General features: G+C 46.2%; 30 protein-coding genes and 1 pseudogene. 14 read left to right on the top strand and 17 right to left on the bottom strand.

The window, feature by feature from the left end; genetic code table 11:
- Nucleotides 1–4 precede the first annotated feature (4 nt).
- From HF974_02780 to lonB, 3 genes are read right to left on the bottom strand one after another with little or no spacing between them, the layout of a single operon-like run.
- The gene (locus tag HF974_02780) at nt 5–1,339 is read right to left on the bottom strand and encodes a TldD/PmbA family protein (GenBank protein ID MBC2697263.1); all 1,335 of its coding nucleotides are present in this window, start codon (nt 1,337–1,339) and stop codon (nt 5–7) included.
- Nucleotides 1,336–2,730: a TldD/PmbA family protein gene (locus tag HF974_02775; GenBank protein MBC2697262.1), complete on the bottom strand. Its 1,395-nt coding sequence runs from the start codon at nt 2,728–2,730 to the stop codon at nt 1,336–1,338. Before HF974_02775 ends, HF974_02780 begins: the two co-directional genes overlap by 4 nt.
- Entirely contained in the window at nt 2,696–4,627 is a 1,932-nt protein-coding gene (gene lonB, locus HF974_02770) for an ATP-dependent protease LonB (GenBank protein ID MBC2697261.1), read from the bottom strand. Before lonB ends, HF974_02775 begins: the two co-directional genes overlap by 35 nt.
- A 201-nt stretch (nt 4,628–4,828) precedes the next feature.
- Between lonB and hmgA the strand changes: the two genes are divergently transcribed.
- From hmgA to HF974_02750, 4 genes are all read left to right on the top strand, one after another.
- Nucleotides 4,829–6,067 carry a hydroxymethylglutaryl-CoA reductase (NADPH) gene (gene hmgA, locus HF974_02765; protein MBC2697260.1) on the top strand — a complete coding sequence of 413 codons (1,239 nt, stop codon included), beginning with the start codon at nt 4,829–4,831 and terminating at the stop codon, nt 6,065–6,067.
- Nucleotides 6,068–6,076: 9 nt separating this feature from the next.
- Nucleotides 6,077–6,226: a hypothetical protein gene (locus tag HF974_02760; GenBank protein MBC2697259.1), complete on the top strand. Its 150-nt coding sequence runs from the start codon at nt 6,077–6,079 to the stop codon at nt 6,224–6,226.
- Between the two features lie 124 nt (nt 6,227–6,350).
- A complete protein-coding gene (locus tag HF974_02755) occupies nt 6,351–6,890 on the top strand; it encodes a hypothetical protein (GenBank protein MBC2697258.1) in 540 nt (179 codons plus the stop codon).
- Nucleotides 6,891–6,895: 5 nt separating this feature from the next.
- Nucleotides 6,896–7,264, top strand: coding sequence for a hypothetical protein (locus HF974_02750; GenBank protein MBC2697257.1), 369 nt, complete (start codon nt 6,896–6,898; stop codon nt 7,262–7,264).
- A 135-nt stretch (nt 7,265–7,399) separates the two neighbouring features.
- On the opposite strand, the gene HF974_02745 is transcribed toward HF974_02750, so the two are convergent.
- Genes HF974_02745 through HF974_02685 form a run of 13 tightly spaced genes read right to left on the bottom strand, consistent with a single transcriptional unit; the run spans nt 7,400 to nt 15,685 of the window.
- Nucleotides 7,400–7,633, bottom strand: coding sequence for a hypothetical protein (locus HF974_02745; GenBank protein MBC2697256.1), 234 nt, complete (start codon nt 7,631–7,633; stop codon nt 7,400–7,402).
- Nucleotides 7,600–9,093, bottom strand: a complete 1,494-nt coding sequence (locus tag HF974_02740) for a DUF2193 family protein (protein MBC2697255.1) — start codon at nt 9,091–9,093, stop codon at nt 7,600–7,602. The genes HF974_02745 and HF974_02740 overlap by 34 nt, the downstream gene beginning before the upstream one ends.
- Before the next feature lie 2 nt (nt 9,094–9,095).
- Nucleotides 9,096–10,082 (bottom strand): 5,10-methylenetetrahydromethanopterin reductase, encoded by a 987-nt coding sequence (gene mer, locus HF974_02735; protein ID MBC2697254.1) that lies wholly within the window; start codon nt 10,080–10,082, stop codon nt 9,096–9,098.
- Nucleotides 10,083–10,091: 9 nt separating this feature from the next.
- Nucleotides 10,092–11,012: a tetrahydromethanopterin S-methyltransferase subunit H gene (mtrH, locus tag HF974_02730; protein ID MBC2697253.1), complete on the bottom strand. Its 921-nt coding sequence runs from the start codon at nt 11,010–11,012 to the stop codon at nt 10,092–10,094.
- A gap of 22 nt (nt 11,013–11,034) precedes the next feature.
- Nucleotides 11,035–11,199: a tetrahydromethanopterin S-methyltransferase subunit G gene (gene mtrG, locus HF974_02725; GenBank protein MBC2697252.1), complete on the bottom strand. Its 165-nt coding sequence runs from the start codon at nt 11,197–11,199 to the stop codon at nt 11,035–11,037.
- Nucleotides 11,189–11,404, bottom strand: coding sequence for a tetrahydromethanopterin S-methyltransferase subunit F (gene mtrF, locus HF974_02720; GenBank protein MBC2697251.1), 216 nt, complete (start codon nt 11,402–11,404; stop codon nt 11,189–11,191). Before mtrF ends, mtrG begins: the two co-directional genes overlap by 11 nt.
- Nucleotides 11,401–12,099 carry a tetrahydromethanopterin S-methyltransferase subunit A gene (locus tag HF974_02715; protein MBC2697250.1) on the bottom strand — a complete coding sequence of 233 codons (699 nt, stop codon included), beginning with the start codon at nt 12,097–12,099 and terminating at the stop codon, nt 11,401–11,403. Before HF974_02715 ends, mtrF begins: the two co-directional genes overlap by 4 nt.
- Complete coding sequence (gene mtrB, locus HF974_02710; protein ID MBC2697249.1) at nt 12,099–12,407, bottom strand: tetrahydromethanopterin S-methyltransferase subunit B; 309 nt, start codon at nt 12,405–12,407, stop codon at nt 12,099–12,101. Before mtrB ends, HF974_02715 begins: the two co-directional genes overlap by 1 nt.
- 9 nt (nt 12,408–12,416) lie before the next feature.
- Nucleotides 12,417–13,169, bottom strand: coding sequence for a tetrahydromethanopterin S-methyltransferase subunit C (mtrC, locus tag HF974_02705; GenBank protein MBC2697248.1), 753 nt, complete (start codon nt 13,167–13,169; stop codon nt 12,417–12,419).
- Entirely contained in the window at nt 13,170–13,898 is a 729-nt protein-coding gene (mtrD, locus tag HF974_02700; protein MBC2697247.1) for a tetrahydromethanopterin S-methyltransferase subunit D, read from the bottom strand.
- Nucleotides 13,899–14,783 carry a tetrahydromethanopterin S-methyltransferase subunit E gene (gene mtrE, locus HF974_02695; GenBank protein MBC2697246.1) on the bottom strand — a complete coding sequence of 295 codons (885 nt, stop codon included), beginning with the start codon at nt 14,781–14,783 and terminating at the stop codon, nt 13,899–13,901. It lies immediately after the preceding gene.
- Between the two features lie 41 nt (nt 14,784–14,824).
- Entirely contained in the window at nt 14,825–15,346 is a 522-nt protein-coding gene (locus HF974_02690; protein MBC2697245.1) for a TATA-box-binding protein, read from the bottom strand.
- A gap of 33 nt (nt 15,347–15,379) precedes the next feature.
- Complete coding sequence (locus tag HF974_02685; protein ID MBC2697244.1) at nt 15,380–15,685, bottom strand: cobalamin B12-binding domain-containing protein; 306 nt, start codon at nt 15,683–15,685, stop codon at nt 15,380–15,382.
- A 694-nt stretch (nt 15,686–16,379) separates the two neighbouring features.
- Here HF974_02685 and HF974_02680 point away from each other — a divergent pair.
- The 7 genes and pseudogenes from HF974_02680 (at nt 16,380) to HF974_02650 (ending at nt 21,095) form a co-directional block, all read left to right on the top strand.
- A complete protein-coding gene (locus tag HF974_02680; GenBank protein ID MBC2697243.1) occupies nt 16,380–16,787 on the top strand; it encodes a winged helix-turn-helix transcriptional regulator in 408 nt (135 codons plus the stop codon).
- Nucleotides 16,756–17,586 (top strand): Bro-N domain-containing protein, encoded by an 831-nt coding sequence (locus HF974_02675; GenBank protein ID MBC2697242.1) that lies wholly within the window; start codon nt 16,756–16,758, stop codon nt 17,584–17,586. Before HF974_02680 ends, HF974_02675 begins: the two co-directional genes overlap by 32 nt.
- A 110-nt stretch (nt 17,587–17,696) precedes the next feature.
- Nucleotides 17,697–18,539, top strand: coding sequence for a Bro-N domain-containing protein (locus HF974_02670; protein ID MBC2697241.1), 843 nt, complete (start codon nt 17,697–17,699; stop codon nt 18,537–18,539).
- Nucleotides 18,540–18,755: 216 nt separating this feature from the next.
- A complete protein-coding gene (locus HF974_02665) occupies nt 18,756–19,043 on the top strand; it encodes a nucleotidyltransferase family protein (GenBank protein MBC2697240.1) in 288 nt (95 codons plus the stop codon).
- The gene (locus HF974_02660) at nt 19,040–19,387 is read left to right on the top strand and encodes a DUF86 domain-containing protein (GenBank protein ID MBC2697239.1); all 348 of its coding nucleotides are present in this window, start codon (nt 19,040–19,042) and stop codon (nt 19,385–19,387) included. The genes HF974_02665 and HF974_02660 overlap by 4 nt, the downstream gene beginning before the upstream one ends.
- A 486-nt stretch (nt 19,388–19,873) precedes the next feature.
- A pseudogene (locus tag HF974_02655) lies at nt 19,874–20,725 on the top strand (Bro-N domain-containing protein).
- A 136-nt stretch (nt 20,726–20,861) separates the two neighbouring features.
- Nucleotides 20,862–21,095, top strand: coding sequence for a hypothetical protein (locus HF974_02650; protein ID MBC2697238.1), 234 nt, complete (start codon nt 20,862–20,864; stop codon nt 21,093–21,095).
- Between the two features lie 179 nt (nt 21,096–21,274).
- Here HF974_02650 and HF974_02645 read toward each other — a convergent pair whose 3' ends face one another.
- Entirely contained in the window at nt 21,275–21,550 is a 276-nt protein-coding gene (locus HF974_02645) for a winged helix DNA-binding protein (protein ID MBC2697237.1), read from the bottom strand.
- Nucleotides 21,551–21,766: 216 nt separating this feature from the next.
- Here HF974_02645 and HF974_02640 point away from each other — a divergent pair, with 216 nt between their 5' ends.
- From HF974_02640 to HF974_02630, 3 genes are all read left to right on the top strand, one after another.
- Entirely contained in the window at nt 21,767–21,985 is a 219-nt protein-coding gene (locus HF974_02640; protein MBC2697236.1) for a hypothetical protein, read from the top strand.
- A 346-nt stretch (nt 21,986–22,331) separates the two neighbouring features.
- Nucleotides 22,332–22,814: a hypothetical protein gene (locus tag HF974_02635; protein ID MBC2697235.1), complete on the top strand. Its 483-nt coding sequence runs from the start codon at nt 22,332–22,334 to the stop codon at nt 22,812–22,814.
- Nucleotides 22,815–22,914: 100 nt separating this feature from the next.
- Nucleotides 22,915–23,700, top strand: a complete 786-nt coding sequence (locus HF974_02630; protein MBC2697234.1) for an ABC transporter ATP-binding protein — start codon at nt 22,915–22,917, stop codon at nt 23,698–23,700.
- The last annotated feature ends 23 nt before the right edge of the window (nt 23,701–23,723 follow it).

Below are 23,723 nucleotides of genomic sequence, written 5' to 3'. Positions count from 1 at the left end.
CATTTCATCCTACTATCTTCAAGCCTGATACCTTCACCGTAGGTGTAATAATATTACCCAGTACCCTTGTATCACGGCCCGCACCGCAGATATTCTGCAGCAGTTCGAACACATTCCCGGTCACCATCATAGACCTGATCGGTCTGCCTACCCCCCCGTTTTCAACTAAAAACGAATTGCGGGCTTCTACACTGAAGTCCCCTGAGATGGGATTAGCTGTATGAGCCCCGATCACTGAACCCACAAGCACCCCTTTTTGTGTTTCAGCAATAATATCACTGGCCGGATACTCTATCTTCAGGTTCCTGACATCAATGCAAGTGGTCTGGGCATAATTACCCCTCACCGCACTGCCCGTGGACTCCACACCATCCTTACCTGCCGTATATTTATCATACAGGTACGTACCCAGCACCCCGTTCTCCAGGATGCGGTTGGTCCTTGATGGTGTTCCCTCATCATCCGAGCGGGCCGATCCTATACCACCCTCCAGCAGCCCGTCATCCACAATATCCAGGCCGTCTGCACCGATTTTTTCACCCAGTTTACCTGCCAGTGCTGAGCGCCCCTTCTGGATATTCTCGGAGTTTAACGAATTGAGAAATGTACTTTCCAGAATATCGGCTATTGCACTTGGTTTAAGCAGTACGTCGGTCTTGCATGTATCGACACCCGCACCGCCTACACCTTCAAGCGCCTGTCTGGCAGCCTCGCTGCCGATGCGGTAAAAATCAATATCAAAGTTACGGGAGAGATCGAACTCGTAAGCAGTGGACATTTTATCACCATCCCCGGCCCGGCACTCAATAAAACCATCGATCCTTGTGGAAGCTTCCCTCACTTCAACACCATTGGAGTTCAGTATCACATAATCAGACCCCAAACATGTGAACTTCCCTGAGGTGGGTCTTGCATCATCCAGCGATACCGCCCCATCGATCATCTTCATGGTCAGGTCGATGCAGGTTTCCACATCTATATTGGCTATCCTGGGATCGTGGATGCCGTTTACCGCTCTGTATTCACAAGCCTGCGGCAGTCCGGTCCAGTCTGGGTCGCTGTGCCGCACCCTTGCCGAACTTGTGGCGGATTTTGCCGCGTCTATGATGCGCGCAGGATCATTTGTGGACGAAAAACCCACTGCACCATTCACTATCGCCTTGACACCAATTCCCTTTAAAAAACTTTCCTTTGCAAGGTCGATCCTGTCCAGCTGGATGTCCACATTAACACTGCTGGCCATAAGCCCGAATACTTCCACCTCATCGGCACCTGAGCGCTCTGCAGCTTTTTGTGCCTTTTTGGCCATGTCATAAATAATATTGATATCACTACTCATCCGCTTCCCCCCACCATTGCCTCTGAGACCAGGATATGCGGCGACCCATCGCATACAGGCGCAAGCTGCCCGCCTTTGCCGCACCTGCCAGAGGTCATTTTCATATCACCGGCAGCCATCTGCACGTGCTTTAAGATATCCAGTGTATGTCCTGACAGTGAAACATCCCGAACAGGTGTGGTCAGTTCACCATTCTCCACCAAAAACCCGCGCTCAGCATTGAACTGGAATACACCCTCGCCCGGATTCACCTGTCCCCCGCGACTACCGATCAGGTAAATACCATCCTTTATCTCAGATAACATCTCCCCGAAAGAGGAATCACTATTCTCGATATAAGTATTGCTCATCCTGATAATGGGTCTTGAAAGCCCCTGGGATCTGGCATTACCAGGCCGGCCGGTATCCGGAAATAGTGCAGCTGTCTCCCTGCTATGCAGGTACGACTTCAGCACACCCTCTTCTATCAATGTAGTGGGTCTTGATTCCACTCCTTCGTCATCAACAGGATAGTAGCCATACCCATGCATGGACGGGTCGTCTATGACAGTAATACAGGAAGAAGCGATCTGGCTGCCGATCTTGCCTGCAAGGATGGAATTGCCCTCTGCCACATGGTCTGCCTCTACTGCATGACCCACAGCCTCGTGGATGAACACACCTGCCAGTTCCTGGTCAAGTATCACAGGCATCCTGCCGCCTTTAGGCACACTTGCCGATAACAGGTCCCTTGCAGTATTCCCTGCCGTCTCTGCCAGCTCCAGTGCATCGTACCTGTCGAACAGCTCATACCCGCATACATTGAACTTGCTCTCCCTGCCCATCTGGAACACACCATTGCGTGAAGCCACCGCAGTTACTGCAAACCCTGTCCGAACCAGGCTGTATGAAACCTCCACACCCTCGGAGTTGCTATATTCCACTTCGGTCACACTTTCGGAATACATTACAGTGGAACTTGACACATCCTGTACCTTTGTCCGTTTGTGGATATCAAGCAGAAGTTCTACTTTCTCCTCAATTGGAATATCGGCAGGGTCTTTTTCAACTACCGGAAGGTCATGTATCAAAGGGGATTCCACCCGGGCCAGATCGATACCCGGTCTTGGAGACCTTCTATGTGCCTGGCCGGATAACTTTGCTGCTGAAAAAAGCATACTGTCAGGGTCTCTGGTGTTGTCGGATGAGACAATACCCCACGACCCCTTGATCAGTGCACGGCATGCTGTTCCACTGGTATAGTTATTTGATATCTGTTCTATCTCACCATTATCGATAAAAATGCTGAGTCCTGAACTTTTCAGTACCCTGATGTCATGGAAATCAACCTGTGAAGTGTTCAAAGTATATCCCTGCCTATTGAGGTGTCGGCACTGATGACCCTGGAATATTATCACTCAGGCCCAGGTTCAGCTTTGGAAAGGCGTATGATTTCTTAATGGTCTTGATCAGTTTTTTCTTTTCAGGCCCAATAAGGCTTTTATCCAGTACCTCGGTGATATTGCTCACAGGGACGATCTCGATCTTGTCCTTGTATTCATCCTCGATCATGACATCACCCATGTTTGATCTGGGTATGATCACGGTCTTGATACCAGCCTGGGCTGCAGCCTCGATCTTGTAGGTCACGCCGCCCACCGGAAGCACGTCACCCCTCACTGACAGCGATCCGGTCATGGCCACTGACTGGTCAACAGGAATGTTCTCGAAAGCTGACAGCACGGCAGTAGCTATACTGATGGACGCACTGTCTCCTTCCACTCCTTCATAGGTACCGATGAACTGGATATGTACATCCATTGACCTGGTGTCTTTGCCACTTACTTTTTTGATCAGGGCTGATACGTTATCAACAGCTTCCCTGGCGATCTTCTTGAGCATACCTGTGGCTATGATCCGGCCTTCTGAACTGGATTGAGCGGGTGTCACCTCTGCCATTATGGGGAGCATGATCCCTGAATCGCTTCCCATAACCGCAAGGCCGTTAACTCTTCCCACCTGGCTGCCTTCCTGTTCGAACATCTTGTAATCCTTTCTCCGTTCAAGGTACTGGTCGGCGAGCTGCTGTTCCACAGACCTGGCAATACTCTTTGCCTTAAGCACATGTTCTGCAAGTGTCATATCAGCACTTTCAGAGTGCGCAATATCACCCGCAACCCTGACAAGACCACCCAGGTCCCTCAGTTTTAGGGTTAGGTGTCCTTTTCTGCCTGCCCGGCGCCTTGCTTCCAGGATGATCTCTTTTGTGGCACTACTGTCAAAATGGGGTATTTTACCATCCCTTATCACTTCCTGTGCCACGAACCTGACAAGTTTTTGCCTGTTATCGACATTGTCGGGTATGGTATCACTCATATAAACCTCGTAACCGTAACCCTTGATCCTTGAACGCAGTGCCGGGTGCATTCCCCTCAAAGCATCAAGGTTACCGGCAGTGACCATGGTGAAATCGCATGGAACAGGTTCTGTCTTTACCATTGCGCCCGAGGAGCGCTCGCTCTGGCCAGTGATGGAAAATTCCTTCTCCTGCAGGGCTGTCAGCAGGTTCTGCTGGGATTCCAGCCCAAGGGTATTGATCTCGTCTATGAACAGCACACCTTTATGCGCTTTATGAATGGCTCCACCTTCCACCCTGTCATGGGCAGGGGTTTCCAGGCCTCCGCTCTGGAAAGGGTCGTGCCTCACATCACCCAGCAGGGAACCGGCATGTGCACCTGTAGCATCAATGTATGCGGCTTTTTCCTTACCTGCATTGGATACCAGGAGTTTTGGTATGTATGCCTCTTCTTTTGGCATGAACTGACGCATGACCATGAAGATGAGTACGGCAGCGATGATACCCCAGATCAACGTCCCGGTATAAAGTGAGTAGATGATTATGCCGAACACGAATATCATGATGAACATGTTGCGGGCTTGCATTCGTTTTCTTGCTTCCAGTTTGTGGGCGTCCACTATCTCTTTGCCCTTGCCGGCAGGCACTACCCTGATCTTCGGTGTGTTGTTGTCCTCAGGATTATTATACACCAGGACATCCTGCAATTCCTCTTTTGGCAGAAGATCTGCCATGGCCTTGGCCAGCATTGACTTGCCAGTACCTGGTGTACCCAGCATCATAACATGCCGCCGCTGGGTGGCTGCCTTTTTAACTACTTCCACTGCATGTTCCTGGCCTATCACCTGATCGATCAGGTCCTCAGGAACCTGGATATCGGCGGTGGATTCAATATCAAGTCCACCCAGAAGGTCATCAGTGGATCCGGAATCATTGTCATTAGTATCTGCCACGTTATTCTCCTTTAATATAAATATGTAGTATATAAATATACCATGTATTTTTTCTATATACTTGTATCTGCTTATTTGTTTATATACTTAATTTAGTCTGGTTGTCAGTCTATTTGATCTAAGCCATTTCCAGGTATCCCTGAAGACCAGTAATGTCGGTTTTCGCCAAAGTTAAATAGATTATTGCACAACAGTATTTGCATGAACCAGGATAAGGGGTTGTCAAAAGAGGAGATCATACAAAAGGTAGTAAAAGGAGAGATGAAGCTCCATGCCATTGACCAGTTCGTGGATGTCGGGGAAGCAGTGGACATAAGAAGAGAAGCCGCATCTCGCATAACTGGTACAGAACTTGATAACGTGGGCAGATTCTCCATCAATGAAACAGAAGCTGTAAAACGCAATATTGAAAACATGATCGGGGCAATCCAGATACCTCTTGGAATAGGCGGGCCTGTTACTATCAATGGTGAATATGCAGACGGGAATTATTACTTACCCCTGGCCACCACAGAAGGGGCACTGGTAGCCAGTACCAACCGGGGCTGTTCGGTAATCTCGGCATGCGGCGGTACCAATGTTAGGATTTTCAATGACGGTATGACCCGTGCACCCGTTTTCACAGTAAAAGATGTGGTCCGGGCCAGGGAGTTCGTTGACTGGGTCAATGATCCTGGGAACTTCGAGGCCATGAAGGCAAAGGCATCCGAAACCACCAGGTTCGGGGAACTGCTTGACGTAATGCCCTTTGTGGCAGGGAACAATGTGTATCTCAGGTTCAGGTTCGATACCAAGGATGCCATGGGCATGAACATGGCAACAATTGCATCTGAAGCCATTTGCGATTTTATCACAGGTCAACTTGATGTGGAACTGGTTTCACTCTCAGGCAATGTATGTACTGATAAAAAACCCTCTGCCATCAATAATATTTTGGGCAGGGGAAAGACTGTTGTGGCAGATGTGGTCATTCCGGGAAACGTAGTCGAGCAAAAGCTCAAGACCGAGCCCGGATCAATGGCGAAGGTCAATTACAAGAAGAACCTGCTGGGCTCAGCCAGGGCCGGAAGTACAGGATTTAACGCACATGTGGCAAACATTGTTGCAGCCATGTACCTTGCCTGCGGCCAGGATGCGGCCCATGTGGTAGAGGCCAGCAGTGCTATCACCAGCATGGAGCTTACAGATAAAGGTGACCTGTACTGCAGTGTGACGCTGCCTGCCATACAGGTGGGTACGGTGGGTGGGGGTACAGGTATTGCCACCCAGCGCGAGTGCCTTGAAATGCTGGGAGTAGCAGGAGCAGGAGAACCACCAGGTACAAATGCTAAAAAACTTGCCGAGATAATCGGAGCAGCAGCACTGGCAGGTGAGATATCCCTGATAGGTGCCCAGGCTGCAGGACACCTGGCGCGGGCACACAAACAAATGGGCAGGTGATGAGGGAACATGGAAAAAAAAGATCATTCCCTGTTCGACCAGAAATGTCCTACCTGTGGCAGCTGGATGGAATCCACTGTAAGGAAAAGTACCAAGGGCAAAGAAGTGATCACTTACTTATGCAACGAGTGCGGCCTGAACTACAGTGTGGATAAGTAACTTGTCATGTCATTATGTTACAATGTTTTAGAAATTGATATCCAGATAGTAACATTTCTTTAAATGATAATCATTTCAATTAAAAAATATAATTATCTCTTATTGTAATCTGCAATTTAATGGGGTGAATTCTATCAAGGCCATAGATGAGGTGTTATTAATCGAATTGGATGATGATAACGCCAATATAACCATAAGCGGTGTCCCTGTGATAGTGATGTCAAAATCAACTTTTGGATCGCTTCATAAAGGGATATTAGATGCATTGGGAAAAGGCGCCAGACCGATGTTCTATACATCAGGATATGATGCAGGAAAGAACTCCGCACTTGTTGTTATCAGGCAGTGGGAATGTGAAACAACTGATGAAATAATCAGCGCTACCACTCAACAATTTGCCCGTTATGGCTGGCTAATTCTGAGAGATATTGAATTATCTGTTAACCAGCGGGAGATAACCTGTACAGTGATAAAGAGTGTTGAGGCTATGATACATACCGGAAAAAGCGACACTCCTGTCTGTTACTTTCTGGAAGGCTTCATGTGTGGATATATGGAAGTGGTATTCAATAAGGAAGATATGGTATGCGAAGAGGTCAGTTGCCAGGCAATGGGAGATGATGTCTGCAGGTTTGTAATAAAACCAAAGTTCTGGGAAGAATAAGGATCATGGCAAATATTCAGGATTCTCTACGTGAGATACTAAAAGAACTAAAAAATACCGGTGATATCGAGGCATCGGTCATTTCAAGTAACCAGGGTCTTGTCATGGTTTCAGATGTGCCCGAAAATATACCTGAAGCACTTTTGGGTGCTTATACAGCAACTATTATAGGTTCAGCTAAAACCGTTATGGAAGAGATACAAAAAAATCCGCCAAATATGCTTATTATCAGGTCACCTGATGCCATAACCATAATCATGGAAGCTGGTAAGCTCGCAATACTTAGTTCACTGTTCAGGGATGGGATGAATATAGGTCTTGTGATCGTGGAGATGGAAAAGGCCTGCAGGAAAATATCAAAAATCCTGGAATAATGAGGAGTTGGAGGGAATATGTGTTACTCTTGTGCAGGAGAAGTCTGGTGGAAAAGTTGAGGTTGTGTTAGAAGAGATGGATGCAAAACAAGCCAGATTAAGTCAGGATTGTAAGATTGGTAGCTTGATAATCCTTTAAAGTCTTTCTTTCACTTTTTCATAGAATTCACACCACTCATCGAAGTCGCAGCCCGAGTTCCACGGCATAGCATCCCTAAACTCCAGCACCAGGTCGTAGTATTCCTGCGGCATCCAAGCTGCCTTGAAGTCGAACTGGTCAAAGTCACCCCAGTCCTCAAGAGTGGTAAGCGGATGCATACCGTGCTTAATATCCTCTACAGCACCGAATTCAACGTGGGCGACAAACAATAATCACACTTGGCAGGCAGGAACCTGCTTGTGGCACAGTTCTTGCACATCTGCACGGGTGCCATCGGTTCATCAGGATTCAGCGCCGTAGCATTCACTATTCCCACGATACTGGGGGGTTCGGGTGCAAGCAGGCAGGGCTGGTCTATGAACCGCATCAGTGCAGTTGCCCTCACCGTAATCGCAGTGAAGGGATAGGCATACATTTGTGGATTGTTCAGTTCAGGGTTTGTACTGACAGGCTCCAGGTCTACGGGCACGCCCATAACCTTACCGCCGCCACCCCTGGGTTTGGGTGTGATGATCCTCTGTCCACGTGTGGTGAAATCCAGGAAATCGTTCACATGCAACTCCCCCACCATGGAACGGTCGTAAGGGTGTGTCATTATATAATTGCTGAACCGCTTCTGCATCATATCCTGTATCATATCAGGAGTGAAACCATCCCATGCCAGGATATGTGCCATGGCAGCCCCGCTGGCGCCTGTGGCTATAGATGCCACATCAAATGGGCTCTTGATCTTTCCGGCTGCAAGGGCAGATGCCAGGGTATTGTAGACGGTCTGTGATACGGATTCCAGTATTGCCATGCACATATCGTCCCTGCACAGCTTGTAATATGACCAGCCGATATGGTGCCCGATATCACCTACATGGGTTGGCAGCATCACAATATTTGCAGGATGCACACCCGCATCAAAGGCCGCTTCCACCACAGGCCTGAACTTCTTATCATAGCGATTGAAGTACTCGAACCGGTCATACGACTTATGCCCAAGCTGCCCCATAAGGTCCAGCATACACTTTGAAGGCTCATCCCACACCCACTTGAGATAACGCTTTTCTTCCTGTATGGCCTTTGCAACATTCCCGGTTTCCTTCAGGGTCCGGGTGTAGATGTCGCCGAACACGTATATCCCGTTCAATCCCCAGGATTTCGCAGCCAGTATGGCCTGTTTGTATTTCTTATCAATGGGGGTCCGGGCAATGATCTGGGCCAGCACATTAAATGTACTGCCTGGCAGGGCCGCAAAATCCTTGGATGAGATGATGCCATAAAAACCATTGTGGACACGGGTCGCTTCCAGGCCAATGATGTCATCCGACTCCTCTATGGTCTGGATGAATACATCCACTGCGCTGCGAAAACCCTTATCCAGTTCATACAAAATATCCAGGGTGATGGGAGTCTGCTGCCATTCTAAAAAGGCACAGTCAAAGGCGCTGACCGTGTCGGTCAGGGAAGTAAGAACGTCAAAGTGGATAAGGACCGACTGCTGGTAGAGTGCCATGGCCTCCCGGGACTGGTCAGGATGGGTTTCAAAGTTCCTGACCACTTCAACGAATGGCCTGGTCTGCTCCAGTGTAAAATCATTATACCGATTAGCCTTGATTATGTCAATCGATGCTTTTTGTGCCGCAATGGCATCCTGTACTACCTTTTCTATTAGGTTTGTCATATTTATTCTTCCTTAAATTCAGGGATTATTTCCTTACCGATCAATTGAATGGATTTTTTCTTGTCAGGACCCAGGGGAGAGCCAGGGATAACCTGCGTTACTCCCGCACCTGTCAGGTCATGTATCTGCCCGATACAGTCATCAGGAGTACCGCAGATGGAAAAGGCTGAGATCATATCATCTGTCACGGCCCTGACCGCCTGTTTGAACCCGTCTTTAAAAGCCGATGTGAGTCTTGAATAATCTTCCTCTGGTATGTCGTGTCGCTTTATCACATCGGGCGGCGAGCCCGCCGTGATGAATGCTACCACAGGCCTGGCAGCAGCTACGGCTTCATCCTTGTTCCCAGCCACTGAAAAACTCGTATACGCCCCTACATCGAACTGTGAGAAGTCCCGGCCAGCCGCCCCTTCCTTCAGCAACTTAACTGCGAATTCAAAATCCCTGGGATGGGAGGCATTCACCAGCGCGCCGTCCCCTATCTCGCCCGCAAGCCTAAGCATTCCAGGACCCTGGGCACCGATATATACAGGGACTGAACGGCTGCCGAGATCGAGCTTGGCCTTTTTTATCGAGATAACATTACCGTCAAATGAAACGGGTTCACCCAACGTAAGCCGCCTCACCACTTCCACAGTCTCCCTGACGGTCTGCAAGGGCTTAGTCCACTTAACACCCAGGTTCTCAAATGTCATCTTATCGCCAGGGCCAATACCGAACACAGCCCTGCCCCCCGAAGTCTCGTCCACAGTGGCAATGGCTGAGGCCAGTTGCGGGGCTGTCCGTGTGTATGGATTCGTAACACCTGTCCCCAGTTTAATGGATGTGGTCCTTGCCGCGATGTATGTGAGCAGCGAGAACGAGTCACGGTTGTTGTAGTGGTCAGTGATCCAGGCATATTCAATGCCGTTCTCCTCAGAGAAACGTATCATATCTGCCAGTGTATCTGCAGTTTCATTTGCCAAAAACTCAATACCAAAGTGTACCATATCCAGACCTCACGCCAGTTCGTATGGGTGGTCCTCTGCATGCTCTATGCCAAAATCCTGCAATGAGTCTGCCATCAGGATATCTGTCATGGCAACGGCAGGCGCCGCATATTTAGCGTTCTCCACCGGCCCTATGAACAGCGAGTTGGCGCCAGCTGTAATTCCAATGGTATTGGCCGAGATATCGGCTATCCTGCGGTACTCTTTTTCAGCATTCTTGTGAAGCCAGGCCCATGAACTTGGGATATTGTGGGCACCCACACCAGTGGGCAGGCCGTACAGTGCCTTGACCACAGACAGGAGCCTGAATGAAGAACCTGCGCCCTGACCAAAGGGCTGCACTCCGGGGTCATAGAGTATCTTCTCAAACCCGCATTCCTTTGCAATGGTCAAAAGCCCCTTATCCACAAAACCGCCGCCGTCCTCCAGCAGAGCCGTCCGTGCCTTCACCGACGGGTCCTGCATATTGAATCCCAGTATGACAGTGGCCTCTATCTTTGAGCGGGTAAGTGCTGCAATTTCTTGCTCATCGATCATCATGTTGATGGCATTGTACATAGTACGGCTGGCATAGCCGTTCCCTGATACATGGTCCAGGCCCACTATCCTTGACTCAAGGTCAGCAGAATCTATGATCAGGGGCGCATCGGTATGGTCGGCCACAAAGTCCAGCCCCTTGACCATAAGCTCAGGGGTCAGACCCACAACCTGGAAGATGTAAGGTATGTGGTGCTTATCTCCTGCCTCCTCCACTTCACGGATCTTCGCTTCGGCCTTCTTCTCATCAAAGGTGTTATGCCCAACGTCCACTATGTTATGACCATCATAGAAGATGGTAGGTACCAATACCGTGGGATTCTCACCCACATTGCCCCCTATCTTCACGCTGCCTATCTCGATTACCTTCTGCTCCCTTGCATACTTGAACATAATATCACCTATATCCTCAAACCTAAATCCCCAGCAGGTTGACCAGTAACAGTGCCGCCACCATACCGTAAAGGATGCCAATCCACCTGCCGATCATGGTCCCCCTATGCTGTAGTATCTCGCCGGATGAGAATTCAACAGTGTTCTCGATCTTATCCAGCCGCTCCATCAATGTGTCATAATCCATATCCGATCACTCCCAAAAGCAACAGCAGCAATCCAATCATGAGCCCCACAACAAGGTGCAGCCTGGCAGCGGGATGGCCCACCCCGGCAAAGGTGCGCTGGTCCCGGCCTATGATCATGACCCTGCGCCCCATGTCCTTAACCATCCTGTCGATCTCCCTGGTATTCGGAATACCGATAGCTGGTATGGTCTGTTTCTCCTTCATATCAAGCGCCTCAACAATAATAATATGACCGTTATCACAAAACCTATGACAAAACCCTGGAACATCCCCGAATACATGCCAGACATGATCTTCTGTACCTTGCCCAGGTCCTTGACATCTGATTCTATGGTCCTTATCCTGGCCTCCAGCGAGACCAGTTCCGGGGACATGACAGTTATACCTTCCTCAACAGTCTCACCGGCGCCGCCAAAGGATATCAGTAGCGGCTCACCTTCGAACTCATCTGTGGGAGCCAGGTCGTCTAATGCCTGCACGATACGGTCCATATCCTCCACGTTTATCAGGTCGATTACCTCCACCTGGCTGCGCCAGATATTGATGGTATCGATATCAATATTGGTAATATATGGAATTGCGCCCTTTGCCTCGATAATGCGCCCCTCTTCATCAATGCCGCTGCGGTGCATTGCCATAACGGCATCCCCTGACAGGTGGCCGTGAACCTCTGCGCCGCATACCAGCAGGTACCGTATATTGGTGTTGGAAACAATATTGGCCACCACTTTCTCTATACCGATGTTCTCGGTCTTCATGGAACCAACCAGGGCGCAGTGCTGTGTCAGGCGTTCCTTGTCCAGTTCACTGGCAAGGGTGATAACTGCTGCTTGAGATTCAGGGTCACCTGCTATGTATTCACCAGAGACAGGGGGCCAGTTGGGTACAGTGGAACCCATCACAGGTCACCCCCATAGAGGATATAAAGAGCAATGGCACTGATGAGCAGTCCAAGGATAAGGCCGTATACAAGGTTGGTGATCTTGCCCAGATTCAGGTATATGCCTTCCCGGTTGGGGTAAGAGATTAGGGGTGTGGTATTGGGGTCAAGAGAGAGCATAAGGTCTCTGGCAACCTCTTCCAGAGCATCTATCCGGTCAGATACGACAGCTAGATTAGCCAGCACATGCTCTTCGTCCATTTGGGCAATGATGCCGTTATATGGGTCAAGGGCAATCTTTTCATCCTGGTCTATTATAGCATACATTCTGGCACCTCAATGTTCGGCAGGCGGGAAACCTGTCCATGACATTCCATATATTTCATTTTTCACCATGCGGTACCAGCCCCTGATACATATTGCAAATCCCAGGGCACTTACCAGAATTATCCCGGCATTTGTCGGGGAAGGGGCCATGAGCAGCAGTACAAGTCCGAATACTGCTGTGGTCATGGATGCTTCCACACCCGACAGCCATAGTGTTCTGCGCTGGTTCTCACCGGCTCCCATGCTGCCGTTGTACGGGTGCAGGACAGCCAGGGTCACGGCAATATACAACAGCGGGTATAACAGGGTCACCTGTTCAGGGAACAGTCCTGCAAGAAACCTGATTATCACGGCTGTGGATGCTGCCAGTATGGCGCTTTCCCTTATCATTACTGGGATTCTCATCTTGATGATCTTCTGGGCACAGATGCCTGTGATGGCACCGCCTGCCAGGGCTATGGCAATCTCAACTATAGGATTCATTCCCAGCAGCATTCCGGTATATACGGCTGTTGCACCTACCGCCGTTCCCCAGTACCCTATGGACGAGGTGCCAGTGCCCAGGCCGTAGCTTGCCAGGCTGCGCACGCCGTTGGCGCTGCCTATGAACGCAGGCCAGATAAGTGGAATTAAAATAAAGACATAGGTACCCGTATATCCTTGAAGGAAGATGGCTGCCAGTCCTGTGATCATTGAAACTATGAATAATTTGTGGGACTGGATGTGAGGACCACCCGATGTTCCAGGGGTTTCCGTACTCATTCAGACCGCCCCCATTGATGCATATGTTGATACCGAGTATATTATTAGTGCAAGGAATGTGCTGACGATAAGGCATGACAGGAATGTTTTTGGGATTGTCAGCATCTTCCTGTCGAACATGCCTTCGGTCTTTCCCACAAGGGTATATGCAGGCAGTACGCAGTTTATGAGGAATATGCCTGCTGCTACCATCCCGGAAAAAGCTGCTGTTTCCTGGCTTATTGGTACGATCAGGAAATGTACTCCCAGGAACACCATGGCACCTCCTACTCCTCCCAATATTCCGCCAATGATGCCGCTTATTGCAGTTTGTGCGGGCATGCCGTGGCCGTCTGTGCCTGGAGTAACAAAGGGTTTCTGTTCCCATCCTGTGATCACGTCTTTTGTGCTGCTGCCAAGCAGTGACTGCCCGCTGGCGGTCTGGCCTGAGACAGGGGGTACGCCTGTGCCAAAGGCATTCACCAGGTTGCCGCCCAGTATGGTCAGGACTATCATCAGTGCCGAACCGGCAGCTCCTGAGGCCAGCATTGCAACCGGACCCGAATCAAGGGCAAAGGACGCTGACAGGATGCCGGTAAGTCCTGCGCCGAATGAGAGCATGGAAGGGCCTGTGGCAATACCTGTGGATGCGGACATGGCACCCACTGCACTGGCAGGGATGAAATGTACGCATACACCTACCAGCACGCCGCCTGCGATTATGAATAACATTAAAGAGAAAGGGTCCATTTATTTCCCCTCCTCAAAGGGACCGTAGCGGTCCCGCGTGTATTTTTCAAGAAAGATTATGACGATAAGTATGAGTGCGATTATTAAAAATTCAAGGATGACGGAAGTCCACACACTGCCGGATATCCTGGAGAGGGCGTCAATGAATATGAGCAGCCCGAAGGTAAGTCCTGTCACAGGTCCGCCGAAGCGCAGGGTAAAGTAGGGCGTGTCCACAGAGTTGCGGTAGCCGTATTCACCTTTTATATCAATGTCCCCCTGCTTGGATATGGCAATGCCTGACCCGAACTTGTAGTGCTGGTACAGCCGCTCTGCCCCGTAATGAACATCGCCGGTTGAAGATGCGATGGCACCAAGGGTGAACCCGAGGAACATGGCTATGAGAGGGACAGGGAAGGGGCTGCCAAGCAGACCGTGGATGACGAAGGACAGCAGGGTCAGGCACAGGGCGGTGAGGAAGGTATATGCCATAGAAAGGGGCAGGGGAGAGAGCAGGCAGTCCCAGTAGAGCATTTGCTTGAAGTTCTTCATGCTGGCGATGCGGGATATGTGGGCAAGACTGCCGTACATTCCCTGTAACATTGCTGCAATGAGCGCTCCGACCACGGCACCGAGAATAACTCCTGGTACCGGGTCTAGTCCTATGCGTGTATATAAAATGTAAGCTACTGTTGCAGCCAGTGCCGCCCATAGGGCATTCTGGGGGGGCTCGCCTGCTATGGCCTTGTTGTAATACCTGTGCAGGTGTTCAATCTGGGGTGCCAGTTGTACCTGTGAGTTTGGGTTGCTGGCAGAACCGGCATCAGAGTCTTCGTTCTCAAATATACCTGCCAAAAATGCAAGGAGCCCGGCAAGGGCACTGCCCAGGAGTAATATCTGGAGCATGAAGAGTTAGAATACCTAACTTCCCGATATACATTTCTAATTTAATCGTTTTTTATGATGTTTCGTAATTTATTGAAAGCATGTTCTGCGTCTCCCGGTTTTTTTGTGCCTAAAATATTGACCTTGCCTGTCCTGAATATCATAAGCGTGGCATTATATTTTGGTACACGGTACACAAGCCCGACAAAACTTTCGGGATGATACTCAACATTTTCAAGTCCGAGCAGTACTGTCAGGTGTGTTAGATCAAGGGGTCCTCCCAGGTCTGCAGTTGTGACGATATTCTGTACTTCAATCTCAATTCCAGCATGCTCAATGTCAACTATTTTTAGAATATTTTCAAAAACAGGCTGCCACTTCTTAATGTCCTCGATTTTTTTCAGGTTGCATATGACTTTACCGTTCTTTAAAAAAATCGTAGTGGATCTTGGGCGCTCTTTCCTATAGACTACACCGTCAAATTTCCTTGGATTGTATGGTACATCGAGTTTTGTTGCAATATCTGCCAGATCCAATAGTATGCCAAGGTCGGCAGTGATAACCACATTTACCACTTTGAGCATCAGCGTAGAATTATTTTTAATGGTACTTTTAGCTTATGCAGGAGGGGATGGGTGGTACCCGCCCCAGATGATAGGCAGGTCCGGATACTGCTCCCTGACAGCTGCGCAGACATTGAGGCCGTCCCTGATCTGGTAGCAGGTCATGCTGCTGACGGCAAAACACAGGGCGTCCTGGCAGGCATCCGGTATCTGTCCGGTATAATCTAGATCGGTCACGGCGTTGACAATGCTAATGTTAAAGTCTTGCTTCACCATGCGGGCGAGTGCAAGGAGGGAGAGTGGGACCTGGAGGGATGTGGTCTTCTTGTTGAGTATGGCTACCTGGTGTTTTACTGGCATTGGGTTGAACAGCAGAATGGTGGGTTTGTGGGAAGGCATTGGGATCACGACTTTTTGAGGAGAGTAGGGTGAATTGGAGAATAAAGGTTATGGTGTTGTTTTGAGAAATCGCTGCAAAGGGTGGGTACAAATTGTACATGCCCTTGCTTTAGATACAGCAGGTGGAAAGCAGAAAATGAATTGTGAAAATACAGAGGGAGCATTTAGATAATCTAGTCCATCTCATCCCCAAAAGCCGAACCGTTCAAGGGATGGATCGTTAAAGTCGGTTATGAACGGGTGCAGGAGATAGAAGACCCTGAGCTGGCTTAAAGACGGATGAAAGACATCTATAGTATCAAAGAAAAAGGTCTACCACGGCCCTAGTGTCGAGTCAACCATACAATATCGCTAGATATATTATCTGACACTGTTCCATTTCCCAGTTATTTTTAAGACGCAGATTTACACTGATTTACGCAGATTTAAGGTTGCATCTGCGTAACCTGCACGCCCTTAAGGCGTAGCAGGCATTCACTTCCCGCGGAAGTGAATGTATCAGTGTAAATCTGCGTCTAATATTATTATTGAAATAATTTGATTTTAGAATTGTGCCCTATGCCCTTCATAATCTGACACTTGAAGGTTGACTCGACACTAGTTCAAGGATTACAATGGCTTTTTCAAAGCAATATTTTATGGTGCAGGAAAATATGTGGAGAAAATTAGTGGAAGGGAGGTAAAAACATGGGTCAGGGAGGTCGAAAAATTAACTGATAAACAAAAAATGATATTGGACCTAATAAAAAATAATCCATCTATCTCCAAAAAAGAAATGTCCGAAACCATTGGCATCAGACCAAGTTTTATTGATAAGAATATTACAACATTAAAGGAAAAAGGGTACCTTAAGCGGCTAGGTCCTGCAAAAGGAGGGCATTGGGAAATCATAATAAACAAAAACCATAAATTCAGAAAAACGCAGCATCAAATAATTATTGCAAAATCTCACTTTCACCCCGCTCACTCCAAGCCTTTTTATCCAGTTCATACCTCTTACATAAAAGAATACATCATCAAGGTGAAAGAACATGGATTCAAAAGACGCGCTTGTCGTTTTTGAGGGTGCAAAAATAAGGAGAACGTGGCACGACGACCAGTGGTTTTTCTCAGTGGTTGATATAATCCAGATACTCACAGAAAGTGGCAGTCCGAGACAGTACTGGGGGGTTTTGAAAAAGAGAGACACTCAGTTGTTAACAATTTGTTTACAACTGAAATTACCCTCTTCTGATGGCAAATGTTACAATACAGACTGCGTTAATACAGAAAACGCATTTAGACTTATCCAGTCCATCCCCTCTAAAAAAGCTGAACCCTTCAAGAGATGGCTTGCAAAAGTGGGATATGAAAGGATACAGGAAATAGAAAACCCTGAACTTGCACAGGACAGGGTCAAGGACTATTACGAACTTAAAGGGTACCCTGCGGATTGGATTGAAAAGAGACTCAGGGGCATAGCAATCAGGCAGGATTTGACAGATGAATGGAAATTCAGGGGCATTCAGGAGCAAAAAGACTTTGCGATCCTCACGAATGAGATATCAAAAGCAACATTTGGCAAAACAGTCGGTGAATATAAAAAATTCAAAAGCTTAAAAAGAAACAACCAGAACCTTAGAGACCATATGACTGACTGGGAGTTGATCCTTGCAATGGTTGGCGAAAAAGCAACCACAGATATCACAATATCAAAAGATTCGCAGGGATTTAATGAATGCAAAGATTCTGCTCTTGAAGGTGGAACTATCGCAAAGAATACACGGAAAGAAATAGAGCAAAAAACAGGAAAATCCATTGTTTCAAATGAGAATTATCTTCACTTAACTGAAAAGAAATTAAATAAACAAATCAAGGATTAATCAATCATAATTATAACTGGAAAGCTAGATTAAATGATTGGTATACAAACTCTACGACCTGACCCCCGAAGGGATAAAGATTGTCGAGGGGTTCAATTAGGGGAAATGAGATGGATTCGGAAAAATCATTGATCGTCTTTCAGGATAAGAAAATAAGAAGGCTCTGGCATAATGAAGAATGGTTTTTTTCTGTTGTCGATATAGCCGCAGCTTTGACTGAGCAGGATGATGCTCAAAAAGCAAGAAAGTACTGGAATAAACTAAGCCAAAGGCTTAGAGAAGAAGGTAGCGAAGTGGTGACAAATTGTCACCGGTTGAAATTGCCTGCTGAAGATGGCAAACTAAGGAAAACTGACTGTGCGAACACTAAAACAATACTTAGGATAATACAGTCAATCCCTTCCCCTAAAGCAGAACCATTTAAACGATGGCTTGCTCAAGTCGGTTTTGAAAGGATCAAGGAAATAGAAGATCCTGAACTTGCACAGGAGCGCATGAAAGAGATCTACGAGCAGAAAGGTTACTCAAAATCATGGATAGACAAGCGACTGCGAGGTATTGCCGTAAGACAGGACCTGACTGACGAATGGCAGAAACAGGGGATAAATGAACATATCGAATTTGCAATACTCACTGCCGAAATTTCAAAAGCCAGTTTCGGATTAACGCCTTCTGGATATAAAAAGCTCAAGGGCTTAAAAAACGAAAATCTCAGAGACCACATGACTGATTTGGAGCTCATTTTTTCAATGCTTGGGGAAGCATCTACGAGTGAGATTGAACGGACACAAAATCCCGAAACATTTAATGAGCACAAAAAGGCATCAAAGGATGGCGGTACGATTGCAAAAAACGCCCGTCTGGAACTGGAACAAAAAACAAAACAGAACGTAATAACGGGTGAAAATTATCTGAAAGAACCTGAAGAGAAAAAGCGCATTGGGATAAATTAAAAGCAAAAGGGCGCGGTGTATATTATGAGCAAATGCCCATTAAAAATGGGCGCGTCCGTTTTAATTGAGCGCAAACGATTAAACAATGAATCTAACATACAACATCGAAAAAAACCATTTCGTATACAAACTCTACGACCTGACCCCCGAAGAGATCGCCATCGTTGAGAATTTCAATAAAGGGACGTAAAATGAATCAAAAAGAAGGTTACATAAATGAATGAACAAATAATCGAAATAACAGAGAAAATCCTCAATGCACTCAAGCAGAATGATGTTAAACGTGCATCCCTTTTTGGTTCAGTTGTAAGAGGAGAATTGACTGATGAAAGCGACATAGATATTCTCGTTGAATTCAAAGGGAAAAAAAGTCTGCTTGACCTTGTAGGCTTAAAATTAGAACTCGAAGAGATGCTGAAAAGGAAGGTTGATATCCTTACATACAATTCTCTGCATCCTCTTCTAAAGGACAGGATACTTCGCGAACAGGAAGTGATATTATGAAAAAAGAACCCGAAGTATTTATTGAACATATTTTAGAGAGTATTGAACTTATTGAAAACTATACAGCAAATAAAACGATCAGCGATTTCATTGAATCTGTTCAACTTCAGGATTCGATTATTCGCAGAATAGAAATAATAGGGGAAGCTGTTAAGAATTTACCTGCCGAGGTTAAGAGCAATTATCCTGATGTTCCATGGAAAAATATAGCTGGCATGAGAGATGTCCTTATCCATAAATACTTCGGAATTGATCTGGAGTTGACATGGCAAGTAGTGCAAAAGGACATTCCAGATCTAAAAAGAGAAAACTTGAAAATAAAACAGGATTTGAAAAACAAATAGACCAGCTCGTCTACAAACTATATGACCTGACCCCAGGAGAGATAAAGATTGTCGAAGGGGTCAATGAGGGGAAATGAGATGGATTCAGAAAATATAATTAATTAGATTACTTTCACCCTGCTCACCTAGCCCTTTTAATTCTTGACAACCACTTAACAATATAAGATTGTCCCCATAGGTGGAATTACATGGACTCAAATGATGCACTTGTAGTTTTTAAGGGTGCTAAAATAAGAAGAATCTAGCACGATGAACAATGGTATTTCTCAGTTGTTGATGTCATACAAGCTATTACAAATAGTGGGAGACCAAGAAAATGCTGGTCTGATTTGAAAAAAAGCTTATGGAGGATGGTTTTGAGTTGTCTGAAAAAATCGGACAACTGAAAATCGAAGCGTACGAAAAAATCGTACGTTTGATAATGACCCCTGCGGACGGAATGCAAGGCTTTGCCAACAGTGCCAAAGTCAAAAGGAGGTATCAGGCATGAGCACAGAAAAGACAAATAGGCTGGCAGTTTTTGAAGGAAAGCATATACGAAAAGCTTTCCATGATGGACAATGGTGGTTTGTTGTTATTGATATTGTGGAAGTCCTGACTGAAAGCAGCATTCCAAAGAGATATTGGAGCGATCTCAAAAGGAAGCTTGCTTCTGAAGGATTTACTGAAGTGTCCGAAAAAATCGTACAGTTGAAAATGCTCGCTACAGACGGGAAGATGCGATTGACCGACTGCGCCAACACCGAGACCTTGTTCCGTATCATCCAGTCTATCCCCTCGCCCAGGGTGGAACCGCTCAAACGCTGGCTGGCGCGTGTCGGCAAGGAGCGTATTGACGAGATCGAAAACCCCGAACTTGCCATGGCACGGATGCAGGAACTCTACGAAAAGAAAGGCTATCCCAAAGAATGGATCGACAAGCGTCTGCGTGGCATTGCTGTCCGGCAGGATCTGACTGACGAATGGAAGAACCGTGGCTCCAGTACCTCCCTTGAATATGCCATTCTGACAAATGAAATCATGCATGGCGCCTTTGACCTGAAGGTTGAGGAATACAAGCAAGTCAAGGGATTGGAACGGGAAAACCTGCGCGACCACATGACCGATATCGAGTTGATCCTGACCATGCTGGGTGAAGCAACCACCACCTAACTGCATCGAGACCGGGATTCGCAGGGATTTGAACCGCTGAAGAAAGATGCCAAGGACGGCGGCGCGGTGGCAGGCAGAACGCGCAAGGACATTGAAGCCCAGGCCGGCAAACCGGTGGTGACTGGTGAGAACTTCAAGCAACTGGCAGGGAAGGGACAAAAAAAGTTAAATGGTAACACGCAGTAGATACCTCGCACCCTAACCAGAAACCGACAATCAGAGTGGATTGTTATTTATTTTTGCAAAATCTTACTTTCACCCCGCTCACTCCTAACCTTTTTTTCCAGTTCATACCTCTTACATAAAAGAATACATCATCAAGGTGAAAGAATATGGATTCCAAAGACGCACTCATTGTTTTCGAGGGAGCCAGAATAAGACGAAAATAGCCAGAAATAAGGATGCGGTCGGGTTTGATGAGAACAAAGATGCTGCAAAAGAAGGCGAGACAGTTGCAGGAGTGGCAAGAGAAGAACTGGAAAGAAGAAGTGGTGAGGAAGTAGTATCCAATGGGAATTATCTTAATTTGACTGAAAAGAAATCAAGAAAACAATAACGCTCTGTGCTCTCTGTGGTTGATCTTCTTTGCCATAATCCATTTATCATGCTTTATCAGATTAAATTAAAAAGTCTCGGGTTTTACGATGGGTCGTGTCCCAAAGTTCCCAAAATGCGATGGTAGATAGTGACTTTAAGGAGAAGGGGACGGAAAAAATAAGTTTTACTAAAAAATGGTCATAGTTCAAACTCATCAATAAAACCGATAATTAATTTGTATTTTTCAAGATATTCAAATCCTTTATCTGTCAATGTAAAAAACTTCCTTCCTTTTTCGTCAATAATTTCTTTAATAAATCCCTTGTCCAATAATTCACTTAAGTATTCGGAAAAACTCTGTGATGATAGATTTGAATATCTCAGCAGGGGTGTAGGCTTAATGGAATTATTATAATGTCTAATGATCTTCAATATGTCATATATCACCTCCAAACGATCTCTTTTACGCTTCATCATGTCCACTTGGCCACTTTATAATAGATAATCCCAATCACTGCAATCGATATAACCTGAAATACAGTTTGTATCTCAAATGGAAGCAATCTTCTTGGACTCAATGCGATTAGATTGACTATCCAGAACAGGAAAAACAAAATATATAAAATATAAAGCCTGGAGATTTTTCTCAAATTGCTGAAAATATAGCGGGCAATAATTATTGATGTAAAAATGAGCAATACTGCCTGTGCTAATATCAGAATAGATGGTGATCTCGAAAAAAATGCAATACCTGATATTAGAACGGCAATGACATTAAATAATAAAAAAGTATGCTTGGTATGCAGTTTTTTCCATAGTATACTATACGTCAATGAAAGAATAGCCATTGTGCTGAAGTATCCGATAAAAACCAGGGGAAAAATTCCAAATATGTGTATCGGGAAATAAATATCAAATGTTACTACCATTAACTTTAATAAAACGGATATGAATCTGGAAATATAGGCGAATCCAAAAAATAAGAACGTTATTCTAAAATATTTTATCCCTTCATGCTTTGTCAGACCAAATATTTCCCTGGTTTTATAATATATCGCAAAGCAAAGAAATACAACAATAAGTGTGTAGACAAGTTCTACAGCCAGCCTTGTGGGATCGATTAGATGAAACGGAGGCATATATCCTAATATTCTATCTGAACATTAATAAAAAAGGTGGATGTAAAGTGTACATTTTACCTTCTTTGTTCTTATAAGCAGGTTTTGATAATGTAGTATTTTGAGGTGTAAATAAAATGAAAAGAACGAAGTTCTTTGGTGTGCTGGCTCTGATGATAATTTTGGCAGCATTAGGAACAGCATCAGCTTACAGAGGAAATGTATTTGGAATGGATTCTGAAAGCAGGGAAGATATTGTGAATGCCATTGAAACAAACAACTACCAAGCCTGGAAAGAAGTTATGTCGAACCAATTGACAGAGGAAAACTTCAACGACTGTGTAGAGAGGCATGAGGCCAGGTCTGAAATGCGAGAGCATAGAGAAGACAAGAGACAAGCTATTGAGGCTGGAGACTATAAAGCCTTTAAAGTAGCAGCAGAGAATTTGCCAGTGTTATCAAATATCCAGAATGAGGATGACTTTGAAATGCTTGTCCAACTTCATCAGGCAAAACTGGACGGAGATTACGAAACAGTAGCAGAGCTTAGAGAACAGCTTGGATTGCCCGGCAGATTTGGCGAACATAAAATGTCCGGACAATCCGGAAGAGGAAGGTAACCTAATTATCCTTTTTCTTCTTATTTTTTTTAGATCAATCGATACCATGAGAATATTGACTTAATTCGCTGAATGTAACAGATGAAAAGTCTGACTGAATATGACAAAAAATCAGAACTTACCAGAAAATGAGAATGGTGTACTCCTCCATTTGGAAGATGTCTGGAAGATCTACCAAATGGGAGAAATCGAAGTTCCCGCTTTGAAGGGAGTAACCGTAGAGATTAAAAAAAGTGATTTTGTTGCCATTATCGGTGCATCAGGGAGCGGGAAATCAACAATGATGAATTTGATCGGATGTCTGGATATCCCCTCAAAAGGCAGGATACTATTAAAAGACCAGGATATCAGCCAGCTCAGCGAATCAGATCTGGCAACATTTCGGGGAAAGACGATTGGATTCATCTTTCAGCAATATAACCTGATCCCGACCATGACTGCATTTGAAAACGTCATGCTTCCTTTAGAGTTCCAGGAAATCGATGATAAGATAGCTTCCAAAAGGGCCAAGGAAATTCTGGCTTTCCTGGGATTAGCTGATAAAATTCATCACCGGCCTTCCCAGCTTTCCGGGGGACAACAACAGCGAGTTTCAATTGCACGATGCCTGGTAACAGATCCGGAAATTATCCTGGCAGATGAACCTACCGGTGCGCTCGATAGTGTCACTGGAAAAAATATCATTGAAATGCTTCACAGATTCTGGAGGGAGGAGGGGAAAACGATCATAATGGTCACTCATGACCAGAATCTTGCAAAATATGCTAACACTACCATCGAATTGAAAGATGGTGAAATAATCAGAATACAAGAAAACGCACATGAAATTCTTCGAATGACATGCTCAAAAAATGAAAGTACCCCTTGCAGGCTGTCCCAAAACTAAAAGCGTGTGTACAAATAAAATGA

This window comes from ANME-2 cluster archaeon, from assembly GCA_014237145.1.
Taxonomy (GTDB): domain Archaea; phylum Halobacteriota; class Methanosarcinia; order Methanosarcinales; family Methanocomedenaceae; genus Methanocomedens_A.
The sequence above is the reverse complement of the archived record's forward strand: the minus strand, read 5'-3'. Positions and strand labels throughout refer to the sequence as shown.